19 protein-coding genes are annotated in these 15781 nt (G+C 61.4%); 9 read left to right on the plus strand and 10 right to left on the minus strand.

Going from position 1 to position 15781, the window contains the following annotated elements:
- Positions 1-8: 8 nt before the first annotated feature.
- Genes ACY4LX_RS15155 through ACY4LX_RS15165 form a run of 3 tightly spaced genes read left to right on the plus strand, consistent with a single transcriptional unit; the run spans position 9 to position 3561 of the window.
- Entirely contained in the window at positions 9-1349 is a 1341-nt protein-coding gene (locus ACY4LX_RS15155; protein WP_463260413.1) for an ABC transporter substrate-binding protein, read from the plus strand.
- 3 nt (positions 1350-1352) lie between these two features.
- Positions 1353-2120 (plus strand): ABC transporter ATP-binding protein, encoded by a 768-nt coding sequence (locus ACY4LX_RS15160; RefSeq protein ID WP_463260414.1) that lies wholly within the window; start codon positions 1353-1355, stop codon positions 2118-2120.
- 13 nt (positions 2121-2133) lie between these two features.
- Positions 2134-3561 (plus strand): FAD/NAD(P)-binding protein, encoded by a 1428-nt coding sequence (locus tag ACY4LX_RS15165; RefSeq protein WP_463260415.1) that lies wholly within the window; start codon positions 2134-2136, stop codon positions 3559-3561.
- Positions 3562-3724: 163 nt separating this feature from the next.
- Here the strand turns inward: ACY4LX_RS15165 and ACY4LX_RS15170 are convergent, their stop codons facing one another.
- The 3 genes from ACY4LX_RS15170 to ACY4LX_RS15180 all read right to left on the minus strand — a co-directional run bounded on the left by ACY4LX_RS15170 (position 3725) and on the right by ACY4LX_RS15180 (position 5331).
- The gene (locus ACY4LX_RS15170; protein ID WP_149658357.1) at positions 3725-3970 is read right to left on the minus strand and encodes a hypothetical protein; all 246 of its coding nucleotides are present in this window, start codon (positions 3968-3970) and stop codon (positions 3725-3727) included.
- Positions 3971-4117: 147 nt separating this feature from the next.
- Positions 4118-4417 (minus strand): phage infection protein, encoded by a 300-nt coding sequence (locus ACY4LX_RS15175; RefSeq protein ID WP_463260416.1) that lies wholly within the window; start codon positions 4415-4417, stop codon positions 4118-4120.
- 173 nt (positions 4418-4590) lie between these two features.
- Positions 4591-5331, minus strand: coding sequence for a response regulator (locus tag ACY4LX_RS15180; RefSeq protein ID WP_463260417.1), 741 nt, complete (start codon positions 5329-5331; stop codon positions 4591-4593).
- A gap of 226 nt (positions 5332-5557) precedes the next feature.
- Here ACY4LX_RS15180 and ACY4LX_RS15185 point away from each other — a divergent pair, with 226 nt between their 5' ends.
- On the plus strand, positions 5558-6580 hold the full coding sequence (locus ACY4LX_RS15185; RefSeq protein WP_463260418.1) for an alpha/beta fold hydrolase: 1023 nt from the start codon (positions 5558-5560) through the stop codon (positions 6578-6580).
- A 138-nt stretch (positions 6581-6718) separates the two neighbouring features.
- Here ACY4LX_RS15185 and ppnN read toward each other — a convergent pair whose 3' ends face one another.
- Positions 6719-8092: a nucleotide 5'-monophosphate nucleosidase PpnN gene (gene ppnN / locus ACY4LX_RS15190; RefSeq protein ID WP_123409584.1), complete on the minus strand. Its 1374-nt coding sequence runs from the start codon at positions 8090-8092 to the stop codon at positions 6719-6721.
- A gap of 217 nt (positions 8093-8309) precedes the next feature.
- Between ppnN and ACY4LX_RS15195 the strand changes: the two genes are divergently transcribed.
- Both ACY4LX_RS15195 and ACY4LX_RS15200 read left to right on the plus strand, forming a co-directional pair.
- The gene (locus ACY4LX_RS15195) at positions 8310-8837 is read left to right on the plus strand and encodes a DUF3087 domain-containing protein (protein ID WP_149658352.1); all 528 of its coding nucleotides are present in this window, start codon (positions 8310-8312) and stop codon (positions 8835-8837) included.
- Between the two features lie 61 nt (positions 8838-8898).
- The gene (locus ACY4LX_RS15200; RefSeq protein ID WP_463260419.1) at positions 8899-10476 is read left to right on the plus strand and encodes a sensor domain-containing diguanylate cyclase; all 1578 of its coding nucleotides are present in this window, start codon (positions 8899-8901) and stop codon (positions 10474-10476) included.
- 133 nt (positions 10477-10609) lie between these two features.
- On the opposite strand, the gene ACY4LX_RS15205 is transcribed toward ACY4LX_RS15200, so the two are convergent.
- Positions 10610-10984: a DUF2784 domain-containing protein gene (locus tag ACY4LX_RS15205; protein WP_149658350.1), complete on the minus strand. Its 375-nt coding sequence runs from the start codon at positions 10982-10984 to the stop codon at positions 10610-10612.
- A 161-nt stretch (positions 10985-11145) separates the two neighbouring features.
- Between ACY4LX_RS15205 and ACY4LX_RS15210 the strand changes: the two genes are divergently transcribed.
- From ACY4LX_RS15210 to ACY4LX_RS15220, 3 genes are all read left to right on the plus strand, one after another.
- Positions 11146-11844, plus strand: coding sequence for an AzlC family ABC transporter permease (locus ACY4LX_RS15210; protein ID WP_133836102.1), 699 nt, complete (start codon positions 11146-11148; stop codon positions 11842-11844).
- The gene (locus tag ACY4LX_RS15215) at positions 11844-12155 is read left to right on the plus strand and encodes an AzlD domain-containing protein (protein ID WP_463260601.1); all 312 of its coding nucleotides are present in this window, start codon (positions 11844-11846) and stop codon (positions 12153-12155) included. The genes ACY4LX_RS15210 and ACY4LX_RS15215 overlap by 1 nt, the downstream gene beginning before the upstream one ends.
- Before the next feature lie 61 nt (positions 12156-12216).
- The gene (locus ACY4LX_RS15220) at positions 12217-12375 is read left to right on the plus strand and encodes a hypothetical protein (RefSeq protein ID WP_178129064.1); all 159 of its coding nucleotides are present in this window, start codon (positions 12217-12219) and stop codon (positions 12373-12375) included.
- An 85-nt stretch (positions 12376-12460) separates the two neighbouring features.
- Here the strand turns inward: ACY4LX_RS15220 and ACY4LX_RS15225 are convergent, their stop codons facing one another.
- The 5 genes from ACY4LX_RS15225 to ACY4LX_RS15245 all read right to left on the minus strand — a co-directional run bounded on the left by ACY4LX_RS15225 (position 12461) and on the right by ACY4LX_RS15245 (position 15689).
- Entirely contained in the window at positions 12461-12688 is a 228-nt protein-coding gene (locus ACY4LX_RS15225; protein ID WP_149658347.1) for a DUF6555 family protein, read from the minus strand.
- 190 nt (positions 12689-12878) lie between these two features.
- Complete coding sequence (locus ACY4LX_RS15230; protein WP_149658346.1) at positions 12879-13151, minus strand: hypothetical protein; 273 nt, start codon at positions 13149-13151, stop codon at positions 12879-12881.
- 274 nt (positions 13152-13425) lie between these two features.
- The gene (locus ACY4LX_RS15235) at positions 13426-14106 is read right to left on the minus strand and encodes an SOS response-associated peptidase family protein (protein ID WP_463260420.1); all 681 of its coding nucleotides are present in this window, start codon (positions 14104-14106) and stop codon (positions 13426-13428) included.
- Positions 14107-14135: 29 nt separating this feature from the next.
- Positions 14136-14849 (minus strand): ABC transporter ATP-binding protein, encoded by a 714-nt coding sequence (locus ACY4LX_RS15240; protein WP_463260421.1) that lies wholly within the window; start codon positions 14847-14849, stop codon positions 14136-14138.
- A gap of 3 nt (positions 14850-14852) precedes the next feature.
- Positions 14853-15689, minus strand: a complete 837-nt coding sequence (locus ACY4LX_RS15245) for an ABC transporter permease (RefSeq protein WP_463260422.1) — start codon at positions 15687-15689, stop codon at positions 14853-14855.
- Positions 15690-15781: the final 92 nt, after the last annotated feature.

Here is a 15781-nt window from a genome sequence, read left to right on the forward strand (position 1 = left end):
GAGACAACATGCGTACATCCTTGAAACGTTCCTTGCTCGGCGCGGCCCTGACACTGGTGGTGTTCAGCAGTACGGTGCCGCTGGCCCAAGCCTCGCCGGACCAGCAATTCTTCCCGTTGGCCACCTACCGCGTCGGCGCCTACGCCTCCAGCGGCGTGCAGGTGTGGGCCGGGATGCTCGATTACCTGAACTACATCAACGAGGTGGAGGGCGGGATCAACGGCGTCAAACTGGTCTGGCAGGAATGCGAGACGGAGTGGACGGCGGAGAACGGCATCGAGTGCTACGAGCGCTTCAAGAACGGCCTGGATGGCGCCCCGGTGGCGATCTATTCCCCCAACGGCGCCCCGGCGGCGTATGCCCTGAGCGAGCGGGCCGAGGTCGACAAGATCCCGCTGATCACCCTCGGTTACGGTCGCACCGAAGCCACCGACGGCACGGTGTTCCCCTACAACTTCCCGGTGATGCTGACCTTCTACAGCGAGGCCTCCAGCCTGATCAACTACATCGCCCAGCGCGAGGGCGGCTTCGACAAACTCAAGGGCAAGAAGATTGCCACGGTCTACCACGACTCGGCTTACGGGCGCGAAACCCTGGGGCCGCTGAAACTGTTGGCCGAGAAGTACGGCTTCGAGAACATCCAGATTCCGGTCGCGGACCCGGGCAACGAACAGTCGTCGCAATGGCGGCAGATTCGCCAGGTCAACCCGGATTGGGTGTTCCTGCGCACCTGGGGCGTTTCCACGCCAGTGGCGGTCAAGACCGCTGCCCGTTTCGGCTTCCCGGTGGACCATATCGTCGGCGACATTTGGGCCAGTTCCAGCGAAGACGTATTGCCCGCAGGCGCCGCCGCCAAAGGTTATCTGGCGCTGACGCCATACCCGGCCGGCACCGATTTCGAGATCCACAAACGCCTCAAGCAATACATCCTCGACAAGGGCAAGAGCGACCTCAAGGACCTGAAGAATTTCGGCAGCGTCTACTACAACTCCGGGCTGGTGAACGCGGCGGTGATGGTCGAAGCGATCCGCACCGCCCAAGGCAAGTTCGGCAAGCGCCCGCTGAATGGCGAGGAAGGGCGCTGGGGCCTCGAGCACTTGAACATCGACGATGCGCGGCTCAAGGACATGGGCTACTTCGGGCTGATGCAGAACCTCAAGTTGTCCTGCAAGGATCACGAGGGCGGCGGTTCGGCGCGGGTGCAGCAGTGGGATGGCGCCAACTGGACGCTGATCAGCGACTGGATTGCGGCTGATCGCGCGTTGTTGCGGCCGTTGATCGATGAAAAATCCGCAGCGTTCGCCAAGGAAAAAGGCCTGACGCCACGCACCTGCACCGGGGATGAATAAGCCATGAGCCAAGCCGCCAGCGACATTGCTGCCAATGATCTGTTGCAGGTCAAAGACATCGAAGTGATCTACGACGGCGCGATCCTGGCGGTGGCCGGGGTCTCGCTGTCAGTGCCCAAGGGTGGCATCGTTGCGTTGCTCGGGGCTAACGGCGCCGGTAAAAGCACCACGCTCAAGGCTATTTCCGGGCTGGTGCGGGCCGAGCGGGCGCAAGTCAGTCGCGGCAGCATCGCGTTTTTCGGGCGCGATCTGGACGGGGTTGATCCGAGCGTCCGGGTGCGCCAGGGCATGGTCCATGTGTTGGAGGGCCGGCACGTGTTCGCGCAACTGACGGTGGAGGACAACCTGCGCAGCGGCGGGTTTGTCCGGCGCTTGAGTCGCCAGGACATGGCCCGGGACCTGGAGCGCATCTACGCCTGGTTTCCGCGCCTGAAAACCAAACGCAAGACCCAGGCCGGGTTGACCTCCGGTGGCGAGCAGCAGATGGTCGCCATCGGTCGGGCGCTGATGACGCGTCCTACTTTGGTACTGCTTGATGAACCTTCCATGGGTTTGGCGCCTATTATCGTCCAGGAGATTTTCGAGATCGTCGCCCAGCTCAATCGCGACGAGCAGGTGAGCTTCCTGATTGCCGAGCAAAACATTAATGTGGCGCTCAAGTACGCGTCCCAGGCTTATGTGCTCGACACGGGGCGGGTGGTGTTGTCCGGCAGCGCTGAAGAGCTGCTGGCTCGGGGCGATTTGCACGATTTCTATTTAGGCAAACACTGACCGTGAGAATGCGATGAACCAAACCCCCAGCGGACAGGCGACCGACGCCATCCGCCATGCAGACATCCTGATCATTGGCGGCGGGCTCAGCGGCGCGATGCTGGCGGCGCAGTTATTGCGTTTGCCCGGCCAGCGTTCGTTGCTGGTGATCGAACCCCGCGCCGAACTGGGCCGGGGCGAGGCGTACAGCGCGGTCGAATTGGGCCACACGCTGAACGGCAACGCGGCGCGGATGAGCGTCGACCCGGACAACGCCGATGACCTGACCCAATGGCTGACCGACTACATCGCCGCCGGTGGCTGGCCGGAGTCGGACCAGCAGCACGTGCCGATCAGCGAATTGTTCCCGCCGCGAGGGCTTTTCGGCTTGTACGTGCAGCAGCGGTTGGCGGAAGCACAAGCGGTGGGGGCGGTGAACGGTTCTTCGGTTGAGCATGTACGGGCGGAGGTGGTGGATCTGCAAACCATCGATGATTCCGTGCGACTGACCTTGAGCGACGGGCGACAGTTGCAGGGCGCGTTTGCGGTGCTGGCCACGGGGATGTTCCCTGCGGCACGCACGCCGCAGACCGAGTCCAGCGGTTTGAACGCGGCAGCGCTGGACCCATGGGATGTGGCGGCCATGCAGCAACTCGATCCGCAATCCACGGTGCTGATCATCGGCTCGGGCCTGACCATGGTCGATGCGGTGGTGTCCCTGGAACAGGCCGGGCATCGCGGGCCGATCGAAGTGTTTTCCCGGCATGGGCTGCTGCCGCATGTCCGGCGTCAGCCGCCGGCGTGGGTGGATTTTCTGGCCGAGGATCACAGCATTCGAACCCCGCGCCAGTTGGTGCGCGAGTTGCGCCGGCATTGCCGGGACGCTATCGCCCAAGGCATCGACTGGCAATCGCCGCTCGACACCGTGCGGGCGCATATCGGCCGGTTATGGAATCAGGCGACGGACGCGCAACGTCGGCAGTTTGTGCGGCATGTGCGGCCGTGGTGGGAAAGTCATCACCATCGCTCGCCGCCGTTGAGCGCGGAACTGGTGGAACGGCTGCACGGGGAAGGGCGGTTGCGGATTCAGGCGGCGTCGTTCAAGGGGCTGGAGCCTTCGCTGAACGCTGAAGTGAGGATTCGCATTCGGCGCCGTGGCGAAGCGGAAACCGTGGTGGTCAGCGGCGCGGCGCTGATCAACTCCAGTGGCATCGAATACGACTGGCGGCGAGTCGCGCGTCCGTTACCGCAGCAGTTGCTGGCGCGTTGGCTGATCAAACCGGGACCGTTGGCGCTGGGGATTGCGGCGGCGGTGGATGGTGCGGTGCTGGACGCCGACGGGCAAGTCGCCCAACGGCTGTTTGCCATGGGCCCGCCGTTGCGGGGCATGTGGTGGGAGAGCACGGCGGTGACGGATGTGGCGAGCCAGGCGAAGGCGTTGGCGGCGCGGCTAGCGGGTTAAAGCGCTTGATAGATTTTCAATCAAACAAAAAAACTGTGGCGAGGGAGCTTGCTCCCGCTGGGCTGCGAAGCGGCCCCCAAAGAAGGGGACTGCTGCGCAGTCCAACGGGAGCAAGCTCCCTCGCCACAGGTGCGGTGTCAGACTTGACTAAACCACACGACACTCAAGCATCAATCCGCTGATACTTCGAACCGAACTCAGGACGGTTTTCCGCGACGTAGAGTTTGGCTTGCTCGGCGTTCTGTTGCAGGTTGACGCTGCCTTTGCGTTCAGTGTCGATGCCGACGGTGTTGACGTTCTGGCTGGCTGGATGGCCGACTTTCACGGCGGCAACGGCTTGTGGTGCTGCGTAAGCCGACGTGGCGCCAAGGACGGTAAGGGCGAAGGTAAGACCGATGAGGCTTTTCATGATGTTGCTCCAGAGAGTGGGAAGAAGTTGTCGCCACTCTAGTGCTGGAGCGTGGCGATGAAAAAACACCATTAGGCATAGTCGATATCGAGAGCGTTGATCCCGCGTGTCACCCCCGTGGGAGCAGGCCTGATCTGGTCCCACCGATCAGTAGCGCTGATATTTCGAACCGAACTCCGGACGGTTTTGCGCCACCACCAAACCACCGCGCACTGCGTTGCTCGGGCTGATCAGCGCAACCCTTTCGCGCAGTTCCTGCAAACGATCGGCACCACCTTCGGCCACGCGATTCTGTTGCAGCCGATCCGAACCGCTTTCCACCCGCAGTGGCTGAGTCGGGGTTTGGGACACGGTTGGGGTGTTGGCCGAAGCCAGGTTCGACAGACCGAGGCCGCCAACCAGTGTCAGACCGAGTGCCAGGGACGAGACTTTCGAGAAATTGAGCATGGGTGATTCTCCGTGGGTTTAAGTTGAGTGAGTCAGTAGCGCCGAGTGGGTCAGTGCTATCGGGTGGTCACAGTTAAACGCCGGGGTGTATCGGTGATGTGTGCCGCAATGCCGCGAAATCGGTGGATTCGTATCTGGCGCGGGTGTTTATACAGACGGATACAAAACGCCCTTCATGACGGCTCGCCGAGCAATTCCACCGGATAGGAGAACACGTAGCCTTCGCTGCGCACGGTCTTGATGTAGGTCGGTTCCCGGGAGTCATCCAGCAGCCGCTGGCGCAGCCGGCTCACCAGCAAATCGATGGAGCGGTCGAACAGGTCGGCATCGCGGCCCTGGGTCAGGTTGAGCAACTGGTCACGGCTGAGCACCCGTTGCGGGTGGTCGAGGAACACCCGCAGCAGGCGGTATTCGGCGCCGCTGAGGGCGACCATGGTGTCGTCTTCGTCGAGCAAGTGGCGGGCGCTGGTGTCCAGGCGCCAGCGGCCAAAACCCAGGAGGCGGCCGGTTTCGGTGATCAGCAGGTTCGGTGGCAACATGCGGGTGCGGCGCAACACGGCGTTGATCCGCGCCAGCAGTTCGCGGGCAGCGAAGGGTTTGGTCAGGTAATCGTCGGCGCCCATTTCCAGGCCGAGGATGCGGTCGGTTTCATCGTTGCGGGCGGTGAGCATCAGGATCGGCGTGGCTTTGTGCTTGCCCGAGCGCAATTCGCGGCACAGCACCAGGCCGTCGTCGCCGGGCATCATGAGGTCGAGCACGATCAGGTCGACCTGATTGGTTTCCAGGAAATGCCGCATCTGCCGGCCGTCGGCGACCACGGTGGTGCGCAGGCCGTTTTTCTTCAGGTAATTGCCGACCAGTTCACGGATCTCGCGATCGTCGTCGACAATCAGGATGTGGTTCACATGTTCCATTGCCCAACCCTCTTGTTATTCGCACGTTGGCATTCTAGGGAGCGACGGTCGGCTTGCCCATGGGCTTTGTATCGCACTGTATCCAGAGCCCTGTTTGACACCTTGCGCCTTAATAAACGGGCTTTTACGACACATGGCAGATACCTCGGGGCGGTTCAATGGGATCCATCGAGCCAAGGCGACTGACCTCGCAACGCTCTTCACTGGCAACCCTGAGGAAATCACCATGACCTGGAACACACTCGCTACAGCCAGCCTCTTCGCGGTCCTGAACGTTGCAGCCTTTTCGGCCCATGCCGATGTTAAAACCACTGAGCCCGTGGCGGCCAGCGCCAGCACCCTCAAATCTGACCCGTTCGGCGCGTTGAAGCACGTCAATGCCGGGTTGCTGAACGTGGCGTACGCCGAGGTTGGCCCGGCCGACGGTCCGGTGGTGATTCTGCTGCACGGCTGGCCCTACGACATTCACAGCTACAGCGCCGTGGCGCCGTTGCTGGCGGCCAAGGGTTACCGGGTGTTGATCCCCTATGCGCGTGGCTACGGCGATACGCATTTCCTGTCGGACAAGACCCCGCGCAACGGCCAGCCCGCTGCGTTGGCCAGTGATGTCATCGACTTCATGGATGCGCTGAAGATCAAGAAAGCCGTGCTGGGTGGCTACGACTGGGGGGCGCGCTCGGCGGACATCGTCGCGGCGCTGTGGCCGGAGCGGGTCGAGGCGTTGGTGGCGGTGAGTGGCTACCTGATCGGTAACCAGGCCGCAGGCAAGAATCCATTGCCGCCCAAGGCCGAATTGCAATGGTGGTATCAGTTCTACTTCGCCACCGAGCGCGGCGAGGCCGGTTACGCGAAGAACCGCCACGACTTCGCCAAGCTGATCTGGCAAACCGCCTCGCCAAAATGGTCCTTCGACGACGCCACCTTCGACCGCAGCGCGTCGGCGCTGGACAACCCGGATCATGTGGCGATCACGGTATTCAACTACCGCTGGCGCCTGGGTATCGTCCAGGGCGAACCGCAATATGAAGCGCTGGAACAGCGACTGGCCAAGGGGCCCAGCATCACGGTGCCGACCATCACCCTGGAAGGTGACGCTAATGGCGCGCCGCACCCGGCAGCCGAAGATTACGCCAAGCGTTTTACCGGCAAGTATGAGTACCGGTTGATCAATGGCGGTATCGGCCACAATTTGCCGCAGGAAGATCCGCAGGCCTTTGCCAAAGCGGTGATTGATGCGGATCACCTGTGACGCATTAATCGTTCCCACGCTTTGCGTGGGAATGCTTCAACGGGCGCTCTGCGTCCGCCTCTGGGACGCGGAGCGTCCCGGGCTGCATTCCCACGCAGAGCGTGGGAACGATCAACGTTACGGCTTACATCAGGTTAATCACGCAACTACTTGATAACACGGCACATAGGCCGCGCCGCCCGGCAGTTTCATCCGGTGCTGGGCGACGAAGGCTTTGAGCAGTTGATCCAGCGGTTGCATCACCGCTGCGTCGCCACGGATCTGGTATGGCCCGTGTTCTTCGATCAGGCGGATGCCCTTGTCCTTGACGTTGCCGGCGACGATGCCGGAGAACGCGCGGCGCAGGTTGGCCGCCAGTTCGTGGGCCGGCAGGCTGCGGCTCAGTTGCAGGCTGGCCATGTTTTCGTGGGTCGGGTCGAATGGGCGCTGGAAGCCTTCGTCGATCTTCAACAGCCAGTTGAAGTGGAACGCGTCGTTGCGCTCGCGGCGGAACTGCTTGACCTCTTTGAGCCCGGCCGTCATATGCCGCGCCACTTCCGCCGGGTCGTCGATGATGATGGTGTAGTGCTGTTTCGCCGCGTCGCCCAGGGTGGCGCCGACGAAGGCGTCCAGTTGCTCCAGATACGGCGCCGCATGTTTCGGCCCGGTCAGGACCACCGGGAACGGCAGGCCGGCGTTGTCCGGGTGCATCAGAATGCCCAGCAGGTACAGGAACTCTTCGGCGGTACCGGCGCCGCCCGGGAAGATGATGATGCCGTGGCCGACGCGCACGAAGGCTTCCAGGCGTTTTTCGATGTCCGGCAGGATCACCAGTTCATTGACGATCGGGTTCGGCGCTTCGGCCGCGATGATCCCCGGCTCGGTCAGGCCCAGGTAACGGCCGCCGTGGATGCGCTGCTTGGCGTGGGCGATGGTCGCGCCTTTCATCGGGCCTTTCATCACGCCGGGGCCGCAACCGGTGCAGATGTCCAGGCTACGCAGGCCCAGTTCGTGGCCGACTTTCTTGGTGTATTTGTATTCTTCGGTGTTGATCGAGTGGCCACCCCAGCACACCACGATCTTCGGCTCGACGCCAGGGCGCAGGGTGCGGGCGTTGCGCAACAGGTGGAAGACGTAGTCGCTGATGCCTTGCGAGGTGCTCAGGTCGATGCGCTGGGCGTCGAGTTCGTTTTCGGTGTAGACGATGTCGCGCAGGGCGCTGAACAGCATTTCCCGGGTGCTGGCGATCATTTCGCCGTCGACGAAAGCGTCGGCCGGGGCGTTCAGCAGTTCCAGGCGTACGCCACGGTCCTGTTGGTGAATGCGGATTTCGAAGTCCTTGTAGGCTTCGAGGATGGTCTTGGCGTTATCAACGTGGGCGCCGGTGTTGAGGATGGCCAGGGCGCATTGGCGGAACAGGGTGTAGGTGCTGCCGGAACCGGCTTCGCTCAATTGCTGAACTTCACGTTGGGACAGGGTTTCCAGGCTGCCTTTTGGGCTGACCGAGGCATTGATTACTTGACGTTGGGACATTCAATGATCCTTAAAACGATGCCATTCATACAGGAGGAGCGATTGGCATCCGAATAATATGTATCCATGAAAGAAGATGGCACGAACTGCGCAGTCTCGCCATGTTCCCCGTTTGACGATGGAAAGATGAAAAGGAGCCCCAGCATAGCTAAATCCCCCGCAGAGGCGATAATGCCCCGCACTCTTTTCGCTCACTGATTCAAGGACGCTAGCCACTATGTTCGAAATCCAGCCGATGAATGCCGAAACTTTTCGTCGCCAGACCCGGCGCAGCACGGTGATCATCGCCCTGATTTTCCTGGCGCTGGCGATGGTGCTGTCGACGGCGGCGGTGGCGCTGTTTGGTGAGCCGGGCGGCGACAACCTGCGCTTTAACGTCGGCGGCGTGTTTGTCGCGGTGCTGCTGATGGCGGCGCTGATGCGTGGCCGGTTCTGGCACGAGGCGTGGATGGCGCCGGCCGTATACGGCTGGCGGCTCAAGCGCAGCCTGATGAGCGTGACCAATGTCATGCATCAGGTGACGGCGGCGGTTGAGAAGGATGATCCGGACGCCATGAAGCTGCTGCGTTTCTATCACCTGGGGCTGCACCAGATGCATGAGCTGGACGCCAACTCCAGCGACCACAGCCAGTTGGTTCGCGAGATGGACCGGCACAAGGAGCGAATGGAAGCCCTGGGCCTCGACACTGACCAGACCCGACTGGATCCGGCCTGGCTGGAGGCGCTGAAGCAGACCCGGCGGTAATGGCTATAGTGTCGTCAGCGATCAGGAAGCATCGCCTTTTTATAAGAATGCAAGGAACGTCATGGGACAACCGTCCGTAAAAGTTCGTATCGAAGCCCTTCAGCCCACGCCGTCGATATCGGCCGAGCAGGTCGAGGCGAAGCTCAAGGTGCGTTATGCCGTGGTGCTGCTGGTGGCGGTGTGCCTGTCCATGGCGGCGATTGCGATCTGGGAGGCCTGGAACTCACGGCAGTACCACTTGCATGACAAGGAAGTGGCGATGTCCAACCTGGCGCAGACCCTGGCGGCCGAGGCGCAGTCGACGGTCAAGCAGGCTGACACGTTGCTCTTTTCCCTGGTGGACCGTCTCGAAAATGACGGTGTGGGGCCGGCGCAACTGCCGCGACTGCAACGTTTGCTCAGTGCCCAGCGCCAGGAATTGACGCAACTGCATGGCTTGTTCATCTTCGATGAAAACGGCCACTGGCTGGCCAACTCCAATGGCGCCAATGTGCCGGACGCCAATAACTCGGACCGCGAATACTTCATCTTCCATCGCGACCATCCCGACCGTGGCCCGCATATCGGCCCGTCGATCAAGAGCCGCTCGACCGATGAATGGATCATGACCGTGTCGCGCAGGCTCAATCATCCCGACGGCCGTTTCGCCGGTGTGGCGGTAGCGACGATTTATCTCAGCCACTTTCTGTCGCTGTACGACAGCATCGACATGGGCCAAAACGGTGCCATCAACCTGATGGCCGACAACGGCACGATCATCGTGCGTCGCCCCTTCCGGGAAACTGACATCGGCACCAGTGTCGCCAGTGGGCCGTTGTTTACCCAACTGCTGCCCCATGCCAGTTTCGGCACGGCAACCATCAAGTCGGTGGTCGATGGCGTCGAACGGGTCTTGGGTTTCCGCCGGGTCAGCGGCTATCCGATGGTGGTGTCCGCCGCCCTGAACAAGCAAGAGGTGCTGGGCGCCTGGCGCCAGGAGTCGTTGAACACGGCGGCAATTGTCGCGTTGCTGCTGAGCTTTCTCGGCGCGCTCGGTTACCGGCTGATTCGCGTGATGCGCCAGCAGAATCACATTCAAAGCGAATTGCTCGGCACCCAGGAAAAACTCCTGGAGGTCAATCGCAGCCTGGAGCTGCTGGCCCTGGAAGATGCGCTGACCGGGCTGGCCAATCGACGTCAGTTCGATATTTTCATGGTGGCGGAGATGGGCCGCGCCCGGCGCAGCCAGAATGGGTTGGCGTTGCTGATGATCGATGTCGATCACTTCAAACTGTTCAATGACCACTACGGGCACGTGGCGGGCGATGTGTGCTTGCGCAAGATCAGCGCGATCATCACCGAAAACATCAACCGCCCCGGCGACCTCGCGGTGCGTTATGGCGGCGAAGAGTTTGCCGTGGTGTTGCCCGGCACTGACTATGTCGGTGCCTTCCTGGTGGCGGAAAAAATCCGCCGTGCGGTACAGCTGGCGGGCATCGAGCACAGTGAAAGTGCCGAAGGCATGGTGACGGTCAGCCTGGGTGTCTGCGCCTACGACCCGGCCTCGCAAGCCACGCCTGACGACCTGGTCGGTGCGGCGGACAAGGCGTTATACGTGGCCAAGGCCAGTGGTCGGAATATGAGCGTGATTGCCAACTGAGATCGGGCAAAGCAGTGACGGCAGAACCGTAGGAGCAAAGCTTGCTCGCGATGCGGCCACTGCGGTCTGCCTGGGGGGCCATGTTGACCGTGCCGGCGCTATCGCGGGCAAGCCTTGCTCCTACAAGGGGCGGTCAGGCCGTTCGACGCAATCTCCACAAGCGTATCAACCGCACGTACACCACCACGTTAATCGCCAGAACCACGCTGCCCAGCGCGAGTTGAATCGTCGGGGTCAACCCGGCCGGATAGATGACCGGCAACACGTAATGTTCGATGAAACCGCCACCATAAACCGTTTGCCCAGCCGCCTCGCGCATCAGGTTTTCCCAATAGGTCAGCGGGCAGGTCAGGTGAAAGACTTCCACGATCACGCCCCACGTAGCGGCGGGTACGTGCCACCAGATCAGCGGGCGCCATTTGAGCACCAACAGCCCGCCGAACAGCACGAACAGAATGAACAACAAGTGAAACAGCACCAGCCCGTCGGCGGCGATTCGGTAAAGCATGTCGACTCCCTGACTCTTCAAGTGAATGGCGCCATGTTACTCGGGGCGGTGGCCTGCGCTCCATCAATTCAGAGTGGGCGCCACAAGTGCGCAAGATTGTTCAAGCCTTCGGCCGCGTCTGCTGGCACAGTCGGCGGTCTTTCCCCAGGTTGTAGAGCGTTATGTCGAACTCACTCATGCCGCGCAGCGCCTTTTTGCGTGGCGCGGCGGCGATCATGCCGTTGTCCCTGGCCACCGCGCCGTGGGGGCTGTTGGCCGGCTCCATGGCCATCGAGGCCAACCTCACGCCGCTGCAAGGCCAGGGCTTGTCGAGCATCGTGTTTGCTGGTGCCGCGCAACTGGTGGCCATCGGCATGCTCAAGGGCGGGGCCGGGGTCTTTTCGATTCTGCTGACCACGTTGCTGCTGACCTCCCAGCACTTGCTGTACGGGATGAGCATGCGTTCGGTGATTTCACCGTTGCCGGGTCGCTGGCGGGTGGGCTTGGGCTTTCTGCTCACCGATGAGCTGTTCGCCCTGACCAGCCAGCACGACAAGCAACAGTTCAATCGCTGGTACGCCCTGGGCGTGGGGTTGACGTTCTACATCGCCTGGAACCTGTTCACCCTGGCCGGCATCGTCCTGGGCAGCAGCATTCCGGGGTTGGAGCATCTGGGCCTGGACTTCTCCATCGCCGCGACTTTCATCGCCCTGATCACCCCGGTGGTGCGCAATGTGCCGACGGTGGTGTGCGTGGCGGTGTCGCTGTTCTGTTCGGTGCTGTTCAGCTATTGGCAATGGGGCTCGGCCCTGGTGCTGTCGGGGCTGGCGGGCATGACCGCCGGGTTTATCTGCAACAAGCTGTATCGGGAGCGCACATGATCGTTTGGGCAGTGATTATCGGCATGGGCGTGTTGGTGTTTTTGAACCGCTATGTGTTCCTCGAACCGCGCTTGCCGGTGCGGTTGAGCAGCAATGCGCGGCAATTTCTCGGGTTCGCGGTGCCGGGCATGCTCACGGCGATCTGCGGGCCGATTGTGTTCATGCCCGACAAACAATTGAACCTGCAATGGGACAACCCGTACCTGCTCAGCTCGCTGGTGGCGGTGGGGCTGGTGATTTACACGCGCAATACGTTGCTCAGCATGCTGTTGAGCATGGGCTTCTTCTTTTTGCTGCGCTGGTGGCTGTGAGCCGGGCGGGCGGAAGTGTTCTACGCTTGAAGTTGATTTCCCTTCAGGAAGAGAGGTGGACATGACAACCGAACCCAAGCAGCCGGACATGGATGAAGACGCGGACGAACCGAGCGAAGAAGAGATCAAGCGGCAACGGCGTTCAACGCCGGACTGGAAGCATCCGGATGACGGCAAGGAATTGTCTGATCGGGATGTGGAGAGGCCGCTGAAACCTTAAGAAAACTCAAAAGATCGCAGCCTTCGGCAACTCCTACGCAATGGTGGGGGCCGACGAAGGCTGCGATCTTTTTTGCACCGATGCTTTAAATCGCCTCATTCCAGCGAATCTGCGTAATACCCAATTGCTGAGCTTTATCGCGCGCCGTTTCGAGGCTCGCGTGGGAGGCAATCTTGCGTTCTGATTCGGGATAAGCATGAGCAGAAGCCGAATGGATGGCTTCCACATCGGAAAACCCCACCGCCAATTTGAAAAAATGTTGTCGCACACCGTCAAGCAGGTAATGCACGGCATAAGGGACAAGTTCGCTCATGTATTCCTTTTTGGAGCCAGCCAGGCCATCGGCTTAGTCGTTGAGCGGGAATTCAGAGAGATCTGCGGTGCCAGCGTCATGCAGAAATAGGGGCGCCTGAAAAACAAGAGGCCAGGTCGGCCTCATTGTTCAGAGTGTTTGCAGGGCGGGTTCGTTCAGTTTTTCTGCCGTATGACCCGCCAGCGAGGCTTCAGGCGTCTTCCAAATGAGGGAAGTCGGGGTGGGCGGCGCGATAACCGAGGGTCTTGTCGATCCAGGCGTTGACTTCATTGACCATCACCGGCGGCTTGCCCGGATAGCTTTGCAGCGTGGCGCGCAGAATGCGTTCGATATTGACGACCGCGTGCAGGTTTCGAGTCTTTATGTAATTGCCGATAAAGCAGTTGAGTTGCAAGTGTTCTGTCATTGACAGATAGACACAGTCCAGCCCATCGACTTGTTTGATTGCAAAATCGTCGCGCAACTTATTTCTCTGCAAAGTGTGTAAAAGTTGTAGGGATTTCCTGAGGTTGTTGACTCTTCGGTCAACCGGGCATGCTTATGGAAATGCGGCGCGCATGCTATCTGTAGTCCTGTTAAATGTATGTATGACGGTTGAAATGTCAGACCGGCGGTTGTGCGTCAATTGGCCGCGAATATATAAGTGTCTCGCGCTTGAAACACTGAATGTAACGTTTGAGCGTCTGGGTTATATAGGCAACTTTTTAGTAAGGGAATTAAAAGACGCTGGATAACCCTCAAGGCACCTCGTCAATCAACGTGGCGCCCTGGTTTCGAACATTACCCACCGCTTTGCCGACCCTGTGCCATTGGAAACGGTCGCTGGTTTCACCTTGCCACAACACTATCTGCTCGGCGCGCTCCCTGGGCGTCGCCGGGTCGAGCCATTCCCGCGCCAGCTCCGCTGACAACACCACCGGTCGCCGGTCGTGGACGTCAAGCAGGCCGCCCTCAGCGTCGGCGGTAATGATCACAAAACCGTCGTCGCCCCGAGGCTCGGCACCGGCGGCCGGGAACTGGCCGATCGCCGCGCAGTAAATCGGCGTGTGGTCGCGGTGGCGAATCAGCCACGGCTGGCGCGTCGAATCCCCGGCATCGACCCATTCAAACCAGTTGTCGATCGGGCAAATGGCGCGGTGCGGCCAGATCGCCCGGAAGAACGGGCCGTGGGCGACTTTCTCGACCCGGGCGTTAATCGGCGCCGCGCGATCCTTCGCCCAGTGCGGCCGCCAACCCCAGCGCACGTTGTCGGCATGCAACCCGTCGTTTTGCAGGTGAAACAGCGCCAGTTGGGTGGTCGGCGCGGCGTTATAACGGGCCAGCGGTTCATCGCCGACGTGGTTGATCAACGCATCGGGGATGCTCAACACCGCCACGAAATCGTGAATGCCCCGGTACTGCGACAGACGTCCGCACATCGACTGAACCTCCCAGTGGAGATTTCAGCTTAGATGACATGGGCGCGCTGCAACTCGGTCAGCGACAAGGCTTTGAGCTGCGCCAGCAGCGGATCGCGCCGATCGCGGGGATGGGCCAGGTCCACGGCCAGTTCCTGACGAATGCTGCTGGGCCGATTGTCCATCACCAGCACCCGGTCGCTCAGGTACAACGCTTCGTCGACATCGTGGGTCACCAGCAGCAGGGCGATGGCGTGGCGCTCGGCCAGTTGCAACAGCAGGTCCTGGAGTTTCATCCGGGTGAAGGCGTCCACCGCGCTGAACGGTTCGTCCAGCAACAACACGTGCGGGCGCGAATACAGCCCGCGCGCGATGGCCACCCGTTGCGCCATGCCGCCAGACAAGGCCTTGGGCAGCGCCTGGGCGAAACCGCCGAGGCCGACTTCTTCGATCAGTTGCGCGACCCAGGCCTTGTCGTAATGGCTGTCGGCGCTGAAACCGATGTTCTGCTCCACCGTCAGCCTCGGCATCAGGCGCGGTTCCTGAAACACGAACGCCACTTCACCGGTGTTGTTTTGCAGGTCGCCCTGAAAGTCCTTTTCCAGCCCTGCGACGATCCGCAGCAAGGTGCTTTTGCCGCAACCGCTGGGGCCGAGCAGGCTCACGGTTTCCCGGGCTTTCAATTGCAGGTGGATGTTGTTGAGCACGGTGGTGCTGGCGAAGGTTTTACGCTCCACGCGGATGTCCAGCAGGTGTTCGGTCATGCCTCAATCCTCCGCGCTTTGGCCGTTGAAGGTGTCGCGCCAGGCCAGGAAACGTGTCTCCAGGCTGGCGAGGATGCCGTCGCTGAGTTTGCCCAGCACCGCCAACACGATGATCGCGGCGAGCACGATGTCCGGGCGCGAGGTTTCGCGGCCGTCGCTGAGCAAATAACCGAGGCCTTTGGTCGCGGCGATCAGTTCGGCGGCCACCAGGAACATCCAGGCCAGGCTCATGCCGCTGCGCAACCCGGTGAACAGGCCGGGCAGGGCGGCGGGCAGCAAAATCCGCCGTACCAGCCGCGCCCGGCTGAAGCCGTACATTTGCCCGACTTCCACCAGTTTGCGGTCGATGTCGCGGATCGCGGCGACGCCGTTGAGGTACACCGGGAAGAAGGCGCCGATGGCGATCAGGACAATCTTCGAGGTCTCGTCGATGCCCAGCCATAGCAGCAACAACGGCACCCAGGCCAGGCTCGGAATTGAACGCAGGCCGGCGAAGGTCGGCTCCAGATAAGCTTCGGCTTCGCGGCTCAAACCGACCCACGCGGCAAACACCAGGGCCAGGCTGGCACCGATGGCGAACCCCAGCAGCACCCGCAACAGACTGGCGCTAATGTGCTTCCACAGCGCGCCTTCGGCTAAGTCGCGCAGGGTCAGGGCGACTTCGCTGGGGGCGGGCATTTGGTAGGAGGGGAGCCAGCCGATGCGCACGACCAGTTCCAGGATGAGGATGATCGCAATCGGCAGGGCCAGGCCTTTGAGGCGCAGTTTCCAGGCGTTGTTCAGGCGTCGTGGTTCAGGTAGCGCCAAGTGCGCGGGGAGGTCTTTGCTTTTGCTGGTCATGGGGTTCTCCAGACAGATCACAGCCCCTTGTAGGAGCGAGGCTTGCCCGCGAAGGGGCCTTTGAAATCGCCAAAAGCTTCGCGGGCAAGCCT

The organism is Pseudomonas sp. Emmai (assembly GCF_055179735.1).